This is a genomic window from Rahnella laticis (assembly GCF_015644585.1).
Lineage (GTDB): Bacteria > Pseudomonadota > Gammaproteobacteria > Enterobacterales > Enterobacteriaceae > Rahnella > Rahnella laticis.
Genome location: NZ_JADOBI010000016.1, coordinates 36,451 through 49,761 on the forward strand (window position 1 = coordinate 36,451; position 13,311 = coordinate 49,761).

A 13,311-nucleotide genomic window follows, 5' to 3' on the forward strand; every position below is an offset into this window, starting at 1 on the left:
CTTTTGGTTTTCAGTACTTTTAAAAACTATTCCGATTCAGCGGCCGGTTCGTTACCGGCTTTTTTCGGTGTCAGCAGGCCATCGGCGCGGAACATCGCTTTAATGCCGCGCACCGCCTGACGGATGCGATCCTGATTTTCGATTAAGGCGAAACGCACATGGGTATCGCCGTAATCACCGAAACCAATGCCCGGCGACACGCAGACTTTCGCATCCGCCAGCAGGCGTTTGGCGAATTCCAGCGAGCCTAGATGGGCATACACAGGCGGGATTTTCGCCCAGACGTACATCGACGCTTTCGGATTTTCCACCATCCAACCCGCCTCGTGCAGCCCGCGCACCAGCACGTTTCGGCGCTGACGATATTGTTCGGCAATGTCTTTCACGCACTGCTGATCGCCTTCCAGCGCCGCAATCGCCGCCACCTGCAACGGGGTAAATGTGCCGTAATCGTGATAACTCTTGATTCGCGCCAGCGCGCTGACCAGCTCAGGATTGCCGACCATAAAGCCGATACGCCAACCCGCCATGTTGTAGCTTTTGGACAGCGTGAAGAATTCCACCGCGATATCTTTTGCGCCCGGCACCTGCATGATCGACGGCGCTTTCCAGCCGTCATACACGATATCGGCATACGCCAGATCGTGGATCACCAGTACGTTGTACTGTTTTGCCAGCGCCACCACGCGCTCGAAGAAATCAAGTTCCACGCATTGCGCCGTCGGGTTCGACGGGAAACCAAGGATCATCATTTTCGGACGCGGAATGGTTTCGCGAATGGCTTTTTCCAGCTCGGCAAAGAAATCCACACCTTCCGCCAGCGGCACGGAGCGCACCTGCGCACCGGCAATCACTGCACCGTAGATGTGGATCGGATAACTTGGGTTTGGCACCAGAACGGTATCACCGTGATCGAGCGTTGCCAGCATCAGATGCGCCAGCCCTTCTTTCGACCCGATGGTAACGATAGCTTCGCTTTCCGGATCGATTTCAACCTGATAGCGGTCGGCATACCAGCGGGAAATCGCCCGGCGAAGACGCGGAATGCCGCGGGATGTCGAGTAACCGTGCGTGTCTTCACGCTGCGCAACCTGCACCAGTTTTTCCACGATGTGTGGCGGTGTCGGGCCGTCAGGATTCCCCATACTGAAATCGATGATGTCCTCGCCACGATGGCGTGCGGCCATTTTCAGCTCAGCAGTAATGTTGAAAACATAAGGGGGAAGACGATCAATACGTGAAAAACGACGGGGTGAACTGGAATCAGCCATAATTTCCTCTGGGATACGTAAGCGCCCGGACCGTCCGAGCGACGCTGGCCGCGTTGCGGCCTTCAACGAACATATCGCAGAGGAAAAAATCTGTCGAGAGATTGAGCAACATTTTTTTAACTACGGGGATTTATCACTCAGCGCGCGTATCGCTGGCAAGCAGCCCCAGCAGCCAGTCGTTTTTCCAGTCGTCGCCAATGCGGTAGCTGTCACGCAGCCTGCCTTCATACTGAAAACCGCATTTCTCCAGCACCCGTCGCGATGCGTCGTTACCTTCCAGCACGTTGGCCTGCAAACGGTGGAATCCGCACTGGTCGAAAGCAAAATTTAATACTTCGCGTAATGACTCGACCGCATAGCCTTTGCGCTGATGTTCCGGTGCCAGAATAAAGCCCACTTCCGCCTGCTGATACGGACGCCAGTCGGGGAAAAATCCGGTCAGCCCCACCGCCGCGCCGGTTTCTTTTTCGCGGATCAGCAGGCAGAGCCAGAAATCGCAGTAGCGATCCCAGTTGCCAAGACGCTGCTCAAAACGGCTGTGAACCTGCGCGGGCGTTTCGATATCGCCGATAAAACGCATGACTTCCGGCGTCTGGTACAACCGCAAAAAGAACGCCCAGTCGTCAGTCTGGATTGGCTGCATGATAAGCCGCGGCGTTGATAACGAGATCATTTCTGGCTGTTCTCCATTTTTAGTTAGCATTCTGGACCTGAACCGGACCGCATTCCGTCCTTTGGTGGTGAATCTCTGACCTTTTATTTATAATAACGGTTGAATCCATTTGGCACAGATATGTATTACTGTGCAGAGAAATCACCATGCCTCACATGTTTGATATGCTGCTGGCGGTCTTTGACCGTGCGGCGCTGATGCTCATCTGTCTGTTCTTCCTCACGCGTACCCCGCTGTTCCGTAAATTGCTGCACAAAGAAAATGATAACCATACGGCGCTGGAACTGGCGGCGGTGACCGCGATTTTCTCGCTGTTTGCGATTTTCGGCACACTTTCGGGGATTAACGTTGAAGGCTCGCTGATTAACGTGCGGACCATCGCCATCATGTCCGGCGGCATTCTGTTCGGCCCGTGGGTCGGTATTATTACCGGCGTGATTTCGGGTACTCACCGTTTTCTTATCGACATTCACGGGCCGACGTCCATTCCGTGTCTGATCACCAGTATTACCGCCGGTTTTCTTTCTGGCTATATCAATAAAAAAGTCAAAAAAGCGCTGCACTGGAAAGTCGGTATTCTGGCCGGCATGCTGTGCGAAACGCTGACGATGATCCTGATTTTGCTGATGGCCCGCCCGTTTTCACTCGGGCTGGATATCGTGATGAATATCGCCGCGCCGCTGATCCTTGGTGCCAGCTCGATTGGTCTTATCGTGATTTTGGTGCAAAGCGTCGAGGATGAAAAAGAGGTGATTGCCGCCCGGCAGGCGCGGCTGGCGCTGGATATTGCCAATAAAACGCTGCCCTACTTCAGGAATATCAATGCTGAATCGTTAGACAGCATCTGCCGGATTATCCGCGATGATATCGACGCCGATGCCGTCGCCATTACCGATACCAGAAATATTCTTGCCTACGTCGGCACGGGCGCGGAAGAATACAATATCGGCCACGAAGCGCTCAGCGAGATGACCAAGGCCACGCTGGAAAGCGGCCAGATTACCGTCAAAAATAACGATGAGATGCACCGCACGCCACAAATTCACTCGCTGATTATTATCCCGCTGTGGGAAAAAGGCGAAGTGACCGGTTCCCTGAAAATCTATTATTGCGATCCGCACCGCATAACCTATTCGCTGAAAGTCATGGCGATCGGGCTGTCGCAAATTATGTCGACGCAGATGGAAGTTTCGCGCACCGAGCAGCTGCGTGAAATGGCGAATAAAGCTGAAATGCGCGCCCTGCAAAGTAAAATTAACCCGCACTTTCTGTTTAATGCGCTGAATGCCATTTCGTCTTCAATACGCGCCCGCCCTGACGTCGCGCGGCAGCTGATCATCAATCTTTCCCGCTATTTGCGTTATAACCTGGAACTGAATGATGAGCTGATTGATCTGCGCAAGGAACTGCATCAGGTGCAGGATTACATCGCCATCGAGCAGGCGCGGTTTGGCAGCAAGCTGACGGTGATTTATGACATTGACGACGATATTTCGGTGAAAATCCCCAGCCTGCTGATCCAGCCGCTGGTGGAGAATGCTATCGTCCACGGGATCCAGAAGTGCAGCGGGAAAGGTGTGGTGGTGATTTCAGTAAAACATCAGCCCGACGGCGTGAAGGTTTCAGTGAAAGACACCGGCCACGGCATCAATCAGGAAACCATTGACCGCGTTGAGCGCAACGAAATGCCGGGCAATAAAATCGGCCTGCTGAATGTGCATCACCGCGTTTCGTTGTTGTACGGTCAGGGGCTGACAATCCGCCGCCTTGAACCGGGGACAGATATTTCATTTTTAATTACCAGGGCCTCTTCCCCTGTGGCAAATGCCCCTGAGAGCAAAATAGCCTGAAGCGGAAGAACCGTGCAGTCACTGTTCGCTAATTATCATTTTTTTGAAGCATTTAACCTGCCGCCCGCGTTTCGGGCGAATGCATCGGGGAATATTCCATGAAAGCCATTATCGTCGAAGATGAAATACCGGCTCAGGAAGAACTGAGTTATCTGATTAACACGCACAGCAACATCAAAATTGAAGCGATATTCGATGACGGGCTGGATGTGCTGAAATATCTGCAAACCCATGAAGTCGATGCGATTTTCCTCGATATCAGCATTCCTTCGCTCGACGGTGTTTTGCTGGCGCAAAATATCAGTAAGTTTGCGCATAAACCTTACATTGTGTTTATCACAGCCTACAAAGAACACGCCGCGGAAGCCTTTGAAATCGAAGCGTTTGACTACATTCTCAAGCCTTATCACGAATCCCGCATCGTCACGATGCTGCAAAAACTCGAATCGCATTTCCAGCGCGACAGCCAGGATAAGCAGGAAGCTTCCGCGCCCGCGCCGAGTAACGCGCCGCGCGTCAGCCACAGCATTAATCTCATCAAAGATGAGCGCATTATCGTGACGGACATTAACGATATTTATTACGCAGCCGCGCAGGAAAAGGTGACGCAGGTGTATACCCGCAAAGAAGAATTCACCATGCCGATGAATATCACGGAACTGTGCAACCGCCTGCCGGAGGAGCATTTTTTCCGCTGCCACCGTTCGTATTGCGTGAATTTGTCGAAAATCCGCGAGATTGTGCCGTGGTTTAACAACACCTACATTTTGCGGTTAAGCGATCTGGATTTCGAAGTGCCGGTCAGCCGGAGCAAGGTGAAGGAATTCAGGCAGTTAATGCGGTTCTGATGCAGGACAGGGCATTTTTGAGGCGGAGGAAGTGCTCTGTCACTCTCTGAATCTGAATTATTACAAAAATGTCATCAACCCGTCATCTTGGGGTTAGTCAGTAAAAAGTAGACTTTGTTTCGTCAAGGCAGAGGATATTTTGTACTTTCTCATGTCTGTGATGAGGAAAACAAAAAATATAACTCTGCAAAATATTCTGCGTTATTAACAAATAACCTTGAGTTCAAAAGGACGAACATATGTTTAAAAAGAAATTATTACTCGCCGGTATTATCAATGCCCTGTGTCTGACATCTGCTTTAGCAGCAAATCCTCTCAGCGTCCATGTTTTAAACCTGCAAAACGGCCTGCCATCTGAAGGCGTAAGCGTATCGCTCGAGAAGCAGGAAGGTAACAAATGGGTGCAGCTAAGCAGCGGGGTAACTAATGAACAGGGAAGAATTCCTGCACTGTATCCCAATGAAAATGTGATGGAAAAAGGCAATTATAGGGTGACGTTTAAAACCGGAGAATGGTTTGAAAAGCATCATACCGCTTCTTTTTTCCCGGAGATCCCTGTTATTTTTAAAGCGGATGGCTCAGTGCCTCACTATCACATTCCTCTGCTTGTCAGTCCTTACGGTTTCTCGACTTATCGCGGGAATTAATAACAGAAAAGAAATAACGATTATCCAGGCTCTCCCTTCACAAGGGAGAGCCTGGATAGCATTAAATCGTCAAACCAATCGACTGACGCAGATAGGCACCTGCGCCCAGTAATCCCGGCTGATCGTGGGTGATCAGAAACACCGGAATATCCATCAGATAATCTTTGAAACGCCCTTTATCTTCAAACGCCGCACGGAAACCAGAGGCTTTGAAGAACTCCAGGAAGCGCGGCACAATCCCGCCCGCGATATATACCCCGCCAAACGTCCCCATGTTCAGCGCCAGATTGCCGCCAAAACGGCCCATGATGACGCAGAATAATGACAGCGCGCGGCGGCAGTCGACGTTTTCGTCTGACAGCGCCAGCTCGGTGACATCTTTAGGTTTGAAGTTTTCCGGCACGCGGTTATCGGATTTCACAATGGCGCGGTACAGATTCACCAGCCCCGGCCCTGACAAAATGCGTTCCGCAGAAACGTGGCCCATTTCGGTGCGCAGCTGTTCCAGAATAATGTCTTCTTCTTCGCTGTTTGGTGCGAAATCAACATGACCGCCCTCGCCCGGCAAACTCATCCACTGTTTGTTGGCGTGGATCAGATGCGCAACCCCCAGACCAGTGCCCGCGCCGTAAATCACCGCCGGTTTTCCGTCCTGCGCTTTTTTGCCGCCAAACTGTAGCAAATCCGCTTCTTTGAGCATTGGGATCGCCATGGAAACGGCGGTGAAATCGTTAATCACTTCCAGATGTTTCAACCCGAGGCTTTTCTTCATTTCCGCAATGGAGAAGGCCCAGGTGTGGTTTGTCATCGCAACCCAGTCTCCGGTAATCGGGCAGGCAATCGCGATACATGCATCCTCAACTTCCTGTTGCTGCTGCGAAAGATACTCACGAACCGTGGCTTCGAGGCTGTCATATTCCAGCCCGGAGAAGGTCTTCGACTGAGAAATCTCACCGCTGTCCAAAGCGCAAAGCGCCAGGCGGCAGTTGGTGCCCCCGACATCGCCCACCAGGGAGTATTTGGTCATGTTATTCTCCACAAAAGTAAATTCGTTATGCTGCGCACCCGCGCAAAAGCTGCTGTGCTAAAGAGTACGCTGCCGGCCGCGCTGATGTAAGCTGCACATCACTTAACGACCGGCGAAAGCCTGCCAGCGGGGCAAAGCTTACAGATTCGTGTGGGCAAAATAGCGGTAATTGCTATACGCTGCAACGCAGTTTTGAACCAACGCACATTTATGCGGCATGTCACACAAAATAATGTCGACCGCCGGTAAACAGACCTTGCTGAGTTTCATCTAAGCTATTAGGGCAAACAAAACTATAAAATAAGGAAATACTTGCATGTTTCATCCCCGCGCCAGACTCATGCTGGCCTTTGCGTTGCCTGCGATCATTATCGGCGTGCTGTCGAGCCTGATTCTGGTCGCCATTATGATGCTTGCCGGTGCGTTACAAACTTTGCTTTGGCAAAACATTCCCGCGGTTTTAAATGTGAATACTCAGTCCGCCAGCTGGACGCTGTTTATGCTGACGCTGACCGGGATCGGCGTGGGCGCATTAATTAAATATATGCCGGGCCACGCGGGGCCAGATCCGGCGACCGAATCGCTGATTGGCGCGCCGGTTGCAGTCAGTTCACTGACCGGTCTGGCGTTAGCCTTAATGCTGGGGCTGGCCGGGGGCGTCAGTCTCGGCCCTGAATATCCGATTACCGTGATTAACATTGCGCTGGCCGCCGCGTTTGGCGCGCGGTTTATGCCGAAAGTACCGACCACCGACTGGGTGATTCTGGCTGCCGCCGGCACCATCGGTGCGTTGTTTGGTACGCCGATCGCCGCCGCGCTGATTTTCTCGCAAACGCTGGGCACCAATAAAGATGTGCCGCTGTGGGACCGGCTTTTCGCGCCGCTGCTCGCCGCGGGTGCGGGGGCGATTACCACCGATCAGTTTTTCCAGCCTGACTTCTCGCTGACCATTCCGCCTTATGACAGCTCGCGGCTGATTGATATTTTCAGCGGTTCGGTGGTGGTGTTAATTGCGATTGCGCTGGGGATGCTCGCCGTCTGGCTTTTCCCGCATATGCACCGGTTGTTTAACAGTATTCAGAATCCTGTGCTGCGGCTGGGTCTCGGCGGGTTTGTGCTCGGGCTGCTGGCGCTGATTGGCGGAGAAATCACGCTGTTCAAAGGGCTCGATGAGATGAAGGAGCTGGCGCATTCAAATCAGCTGTTTGAGATGGGGCCGCTGCTGGCGATCACGCTTACCAAGCTGGCGGCGTTAGTGGTCGCTGCGGCCTGTGGTTTTCGTGGCGGGCGTATTTTCCCGGCAGTGTTCGTCGGGGTTTCACTGGGCCTGATGTTGCATCAGTACGCCCCGGATGTGCCGGCGGCGGTCACAGTTTCCTGCGCCGTGATGGGCATGGTTTTGGTGGTCACGCGCGATGGCTGGCTCAGCCTGTTTATGGCTGCCGCCGTGGTACCGGGGCTTAAATTGCTGCCGCTGCTGTGTATCGTGATGTTACCGGCCTGGCTGATGCTGGCCGGTAAGCCACTGATGCTGGTGGCGAAACAGTCATTACGCCGTCAAGATTCAGACGCTGATTAATGGTCTTTCAGGGCGAACTCGGCCGCTGCCAGCGCGTGAATGGCGGTGGTGTCGAAAACGGGAACGCCCGCGTCTTCAGCGCCGACCAGCAGGGTGATTTCGGTGCAACCGAAAATAATACCTTCGACGCCCTGCTGTTCGAGGCTGGCAATAATCCGCCGGTATTCCCCGCGTGATTCGTCCCGGATAATCCCCAGACAGAGCTCTTCGTAGATAATCCGATGGATGATTTCGCGGTCACCGGCGTCCGGCGTCACGACATCAATCTGATGCTGTTCCTGTAAGCGCCCGCGGTAAAAATCCTGTTCCATGGTGAAACGCGTGCCCAGCAGGCCAATTTTCTTCAGCCCCTGCGCTTTGATTTTTCCGGCGGTGGCATCAGCAATGTGCAGCAACGGCAGGCCGCCAATCCGCTCAATATCCCCGGCCACTTTGTGCATCGTATTCGTGCAGACCACAATGACATCAGCCCCGGCGCGCGCCAGCGAGTGGGCCGCGTTGCCAAGAAGTTCGCCCGCCTGCTGCCAGTCACCTGCCATTTGCAGCTTTTCAATTTCGTAGAAATCGACGCTGTAGAGAAACAGTTTGGCCGAGTGTAATCCACCTAGCTGTTGTTTCACGTGTTCGTTAATCATCCGGTAATACGGCACGGTGGATTCCCAACTCATGCCGCCAATCAGCCCTAACGTTTTCATTTCTTCTTCCCTTTTGTCTGCGTGACAAAACCATAACCGACAAAAAGCCCGCAAACAAAGAAAATGTCTGCGGGCTTTTTTCGGGCGAAGGCCAGCGGGAATTAATGCCTGGTCGGGCAATCCTGAACCATTTCGCGGCGCTGCATCCAGCGCTGGCGCAGCGTGTCGTACAGCCAGTTATACGCCACGGTGTACGGCAGGAAGAACAGGAAGAACCCGATTTCCAGCATAAACGCGTCGAGCAGGCCGATACCCAGCCACAGCGCGGCAATCGGCAGGCCAATCAGAATGAACCCGCCCTCGAAACCCAGCGCGTGAGCAATACGGATTTTCAGCGTTCGCACCACGCGGGTCACCGGCCAGAATTTGTCGAAGAAGGTGTTGTAAATAATGTTCCACACCATCGCCGTCGTCGACAACATGATAGCCAGCGCGCCCATTTCCCAGATCGGTTTATTCAGCGCCCATGCGGCGACCGGGGCGGAGATCAGGACGGCCAGCGTCTCGAAGCCGACGGCATGAAAGATGCGCTCGCCCAATGTTTTCTGAGATGAATTGCGTGTTTGCTTAGACATAAAAACCTGCCTGATTCCTGATAATTAATGGGTGACGGTTGTCACAGGCGGGCATTATCATCACTAAATGAGATGGATAAAAGATAGTAAGTATCGATAAAATAGATGGATTAAAATCACAGGAGAGTTGCTTATGCGCTATTCACCGGAAGCCCTGACGGCGTTTGTGGAGGCGGCTGACGCCGGATCTTTCTCCGCCGCCGCGCGCAAATTGCGCAAAAGCCAGTCGACGGTCAGCACGGCGATTGCCAATCTGGAAGTGGATTTAGGCGTGACGCTGTTCGACCGGCAGAGCCGCCATCCGGTGCTGACGCCCGCCGGACAGCGCGTTCTGAGCCACGTTCAGGCCATTCTGGCCGCCAGCGAGCGCCTTGATGAGCTGGCCGTGCGGTTATCCACGCAGCCGGAAACCCGCCTGACGTTTGTGCTTTCCGATACCTATCAGCCGACCCATCACGAAGCGCTGCTGCGCCGGTTTGAGCAGCGTTATCCGGATATCGAATTTGAATGTCAGATTGCCGAAGATCAGGACGTCATTGAGCTGTTGCAGTCAGGTCGCGCGCATATCGGCATGGTGGAAGCGCAGGCGAGTTATCCGCCGGATATCGGCGCGGCGCGTCTGCCCGAGCAGACGGATATGTCGATTTTTTGCAGCCGTGAACACCCGCTGGCGAAAATGGAGAGCCTGCAACCCGAGCAGTTACACACGTTTCGCGAGCTGTGTTTGCAGCCATACAGCCGTCGCGAAATGCCGCGCGCGCAGGGTCAGGTGTGGTCAGCGCCCAGTTATCTGATGCTTTTGGAAATGGCGGAACAGGGATTTGGCTGGGCGACGCTGCCGCACTGGCTGGTGAAACAGTTCGGGCATGACAAACTGGTGACACTGCCGTTGCGCGGCTGGCCGAAGAAGATTTCCGTGGATGCGGTGTGGAGTAAAAATAATCAGCCCGGCCCGGCGGGAAGCTGGTTCATCGACCAGCTGATTGACCCGCCGGAAACGGACGACGATTTATTGCCCTGAGTTACGTTTCGCCAGCGATTTTGTCACCGAACTTAACAGTTCGGGGATGTCCATTTTCGGCAGAACCACTTCAATCCAGGCCATCTGGCGATGCGCACCGGCTTTCTCTATCGCCTCTTTCAGCGCCTGCGGAGAATCGGCCCGCGCGGTGAAAACATCTTTGCCGCCAAATGCCGACGGGAACTGCGTCCAGTTCCACTGCGCGATGTCGTTGTAGCGCTGCGTTTCGCCGTGGATCGCCCGCTCAACCGTGTAGCCGTCATTATTAATGACGAAAATCACCGGCGGCAAACCATAGCGGATCGCCGCGCCCAGCCCCTGCAGGGTCAGTTGTGCAGAACCGTCGCCGATGAGCAACACCACGCGGCGCGCGGGAGCCGCAATCTGTACGCCAAACGCGGCGGGCAGCGTGAAACCAATCGAGCCCCACAACGGCTGGACCACAAACTGGCAATCTTCCGGCAGGTTCAGCGCCGCCGCGCCGAAACATGCGGTGCCCTGCTCGGCGACCAGAATATCGCCCGGTTGCAGAAAATCCTGAATCTGCTGCCAGAATTCGTATTGCCCGAAATGTCCTTCGTGCGAGGCAGGCAGCGCCGTGCGTTTCACCGGGTAGGGTTGCCAGCCGGAAGCCAGTTCCGCGGTCAGACGATGCAGGACGCTGACGGTTTTAGCTATCGGTAACTGGTGGAAAATCTGATCGCCCACGCGGGCAGAAAATGGCTGGAGATCAATGCATTTGCCGTCGGGGAGTTGCTGGGTAAATCCGGCGGTGATCGTGTCGGTAAATTTCACCCCGACGTTAATCACCACATCCGCGCCTTCAATGGCCTCGCGGGTTGACGCCGCGCTGCCTGCGCCGGAATAGGTTCCGGCGAAATTCGTTTGCTGCTCGTTAAACAGTCCTTTGCCCATCAGCAAGGTGGCGTGCGGCAGCGGCACTTCTTCCATCCACTCTTCCAGCGCGGCTTTGACGTCAAAGCGGTCGGCAAGGAAATCCGCGAGCAGCGAAACGCGTCTTGCATCGCGCAACTGAGTTTCAGCGGCGGCAACAAAAGCTTCCAGGGAAGATGGCGAAAATGGCGGCTGACGCGCCGGGAGCGCGTGGGCTCTGGTGCTGACCGGCAACGCAGCGACGTCGCTGGGCAGCAAAATATAGCCCGGACGCGAGTGGTAGATCACTTCTTCAATCACGCGGTCGATTTCAGACAGCGCATTTTCCGGCGTCAGCGCGGCTTGCGCGACGCTCACCGGTTGCGACATCCGCATGAAGTGGCCGAAATTGCCGTCGCCCAGCGTGTGGTGCATCAGTTCGCCTTTGCGCTGCGAGGCCAGCGCCGGTGACCCGACAATGTGGATCACCGGAACATATTCGGCAAAACTGCCCGCAACGCCATTGAGTGCGCTCAGTTCGCCCACGCCAAAAGTCGTCAGCAGCGCGCCGATACCCTTGGTACGCGCATATCCGTCTGCGCCATACGCGGCGTTAAGTTCATTAGTACAGCCGACCCAGGTGATTTGCTGATGATTAATCACGCTGTCGAGGAATTTCAGGTTGTAATCCCCCGGCACGCCAAACAGTTCGGAGATCCCGCTAAATGATAAGCGGTCTAAGAGATAGTCACCTACGGTATAGATATTATCCATGACGATCCTCTGTTAAAAATAGAGTAAACAGTTAATCCCACTAGACTAAGTATTACTCCAAACAGGGGAATAGGATATTTATTATTCGAAATAGGATGTGGAAACGCAGAGTTACAGCATTGCACTGAGATCACGCAGGCGTCTTTGTTCAGCAGTTACGGTAATAGATAAAAAATTCGGGAATTACGCCGCTGCGCCTTTATTCATGCAAACAAGCGCTACGTAAACAGGAAATAAGGATTGTTCCGGATGTGATCTGAATATCTGGAAATGCTTGTGAAAGCGCATACACTAAAAGGGCTTTTTACCTCATTCTTACATGATTCATACAATTTAAAAGAAAGGTCTCTATGCCGTATTTAGCGAGTCCCAACCGTTACGAGAAAATGGAATACCGCCGCTGTGGCCAGAGCGGGCTAAGACTCCCTGTCGTTTCCCTTGGCCTCTGGCACAATTTCGGGGATAACGCCCATTTTGAGAATGGCCGGAAGCTTATCCGCCATGCTTTCGACCACGGGATCACCCACTTTGACCTTGCCAATAACTACGGCCCGCCTCCGGGTTCTGCCGAACAGCATTTTGGCCGTATTTTGCAGGAAGATTTGCTGCCGTATCGCGACGAGCTGATCATCTCTTCCAAAGCCGGTTACACAATGTGGGACGGCCCTTACGGCGACTGGGGTTCGAAAAAATATCTGGTTGCCAGCCTGAATCAAAGCCTGAGGCGTATGGGGCTGGATTACGTGGATATCTTCTATCATCACCGCCCGGATCCGGACACGCCGCTGGAAGAAACCATGGCGGCGCTGGATTTGATCGTGCGTCAGGGCAAAGCACTGTACGTCGGCTTATCCAATTATCCGGCAGACCGCGCCAAAGAAGCGTTTGATATCCTCAAACAGCTCGGTACGCCGTGCCTGATCCATCAGCCAAAATACTCAATGTTCGAACGCTGGGTGGAAGCCGATTTGCTCGATACGCTGGCGGATAACGGCGTGGGTTCGATTGCCTTCTCGCCACTGGCGGGCGGCGTGCTGACGGACCGTTATCTGGCGGGCATTCCTGAAGATTCCCGCGCGGCCAGCGACAGTAAATTCCTGACCGCCGACCAGCTGACGGAAGAGAAACTGGCGAAAGTGCGTAAGCTGAATGACATTGCGCAGGCGCGCGGGCAGAAACTTTCCCAGATGGCGCTGGCCTGGGTGCTGCGCGGCGACCGCGTGACGTCCGTGCTGATTGGCGCCAGCAAAACCGGGCAAATTGATGATGCGGTTGGCATGATTGCTAACCGTCATTTCAGCCCGGAAGAACTGGCAGCCATCGAAGCAATTCTAGTGTAAACGGTTACCCATCAGCTTAATAAACGCGCCTTTATGGAGGATCCGTAAGGTTTCCGTTAAGGCGCGTAAATCAATCAAAACAGGATTGTAAGCAATAGAACCCGCTCCCTCTTCCCCCTATAACTGTCAGCATAAATT

At 53.9% G+C, this 13,311-nt stretch carries 12 protein-coding genes; 6 read left to right on the plus strand and 6 right to left on the minus strand.

Annotated features, from left to right (window positions below; all coding sequences use genetic code 11):
- Positions 1 to 26: 26 nt before the first annotated feature.
- Both alaC and IV433_RS23770 read right to left on the minus strand, forming a co-directional pair.
- Positions 27 to 1,271, minus strand: coding sequence for an alanine transaminase (alaC, locus tag IV433_RS23765; protein WP_195816236.1), 1,245 nt, complete (start codon positions 1,269 to 1,271; stop codon positions 27 to 29).
- A 133-nt stretch (positions 1,272 to 1,404) separates the two neighbouring features.
- Complete coding sequence (locus IV433_RS23770; RefSeq protein ID WP_195816235.1) at positions 1,405 to 1,944, minus strand: GNAT family N-acetyltransferase; 540 nt, start codon at positions 1,942 to 1,944, stop codon at positions 1,405 to 1,407.
- A 146-nt stretch (positions 1,945 to 2,090) separates the two neighbouring features.
- Between IV433_RS23770 and IV433_RS23775 the strand changes: the two genes are divergently transcribed.
- The 3 genes from IV433_RS23775 to uraH all read left to right on the plus strand — a co-directional run bounded on the left by IV433_RS23775 (position 2,091) and on the right by uraH (position 5,289).
- A complete protein-coding gene (locus IV433_RS23775; RefSeq protein WP_195816234.1) occupies positions 2,091 to 3,794 on the plus strand; it encodes a sensor histidine kinase in 1,704 nt (567 codons plus the stop codon).
- A gap of 98 nt (positions 3,795 to 3,892) precedes the next feature.
- Positions 3,893 to 4,642: a LytR/AlgR family response regulator transcription factor gene (locus tag IV433_RS23780; protein ID WP_195816233.1), complete on the plus strand. Its 750-nt coding sequence runs from the start codon at positions 3,893 to 3,895 to the stop codon at positions 4,640 to 4,642.
- Between the two features lie 239 nt (positions 4,643 to 4,881).
- Positions 4,882 to 5,289 (plus strand): hydroxyisourate hydrolase, encoded by a 408-nt coding sequence (gene uraH, locus IV433_RS23785; RefSeq protein ID WP_195816232.1) that lies wholly within the window; start codon positions 4,882 to 4,884, stop codon positions 5,287 to 5,289.
- A gap of 61 nt (positions 5,290 to 5,350) precedes the next feature.
- Here uraH and glk read toward each other — a convergent pair whose 3' ends face one another.
- The gene (gene glk, locus IV433_RS23790) at positions 5,351 to 6,316 is read right to left on the minus strand and encodes a glucokinase (protein WP_152324491.1); all 966 of its coding nucleotides are present in this window, start codon (positions 6,314 to 6,316) and stop codon (positions 5,351 to 5,353) included.
- Between the two features lie 316 nt (positions 6,317 to 6,632).
- Between glk and IV433_RS23795 the strand changes: the two genes are divergently transcribed.
- A complete protein-coding gene (locus IV433_RS23795) occupies positions 6,633 to 7,895 on the plus strand; it encodes an ion channel protein (RefSeq protein ID WP_195816231.1) in 1,263 nt (420 codons plus the stop codon).
- Here IV433_RS23795 and IV433_RS23800 read toward each other — a convergent pair.
- Entirely contained in the window at positions 7,892 to 8,590 is a 699-nt protein-coding gene (locus IV433_RS23800; RefSeq protein WP_195816230.1) for an aspartate/glutamate racemase family protein, read from the minus strand. The genes IV433_RS23795 and IV433_RS23800 overlap by 4 nt on opposite strands.
- Positions 8,591 to 8,691: 101 nt before the next feature.
- Positions 8,692 to 9,165 (minus strand): multidrug/biocide efflux PACE transporter, encoded by a 474-nt coding sequence (locus IV433_RS23805; RefSeq protein ID WP_195816229.1) that lies wholly within the window; start codon positions 9,163 to 9,165, stop codon positions 8,692 to 8,694.
- A gap of 133 nt (positions 9,166 to 9,298) precedes the next feature.
- Between IV433_RS23805 and IV433_RS23810 the strand changes: the two genes are divergently transcribed.
- Positions 9,299 to 10,186 carry a LysR family transcriptional regulator gene (locus IV433_RS23810; protein WP_195816228.1) on the plus strand — a complete coding sequence of 296 codons (888 nt, stop codon included), beginning with the start codon at positions 9,299 to 9,301 and terminating at the stop codon, positions 10,184 to 10,186.
- Here the strand turns inward: IV433_RS23810 and IV433_RS23815 are convergent.
- Complete coding sequence (locus tag IV433_RS23815) at positions 10,175 to 11,833, minus strand: alpha-keto acid decarboxylase family protein (protein WP_195816227.1); 1,659 nt, start codon at positions 11,831 to 11,833, stop codon at positions 10,175 to 10,177. The two genes, IV433_RS23810 and IV433_RS23815, sit on opposite strands and share 12 nt — an antisense overlap.
- 350 nt (positions 11,834 to 12,183) lie before the next feature.
- Between IV433_RS23815 and mgrA the strand changes: the two genes are divergently transcribed.
- Positions 12,184 to 13,173 (plus strand): L-glyceraldehyde 3-phosphate reductase, encoded by a 990-nt coding sequence (mgrA, locus tag IV433_RS23820; RefSeq protein WP_195816226.1) that lies wholly within the window; start codon positions 12,184 to 12,186, stop codon positions 13,171 to 13,173.
- The last annotated feature ends 138 nt before the right edge of the window (positions 13,174 to 13,311 follow it).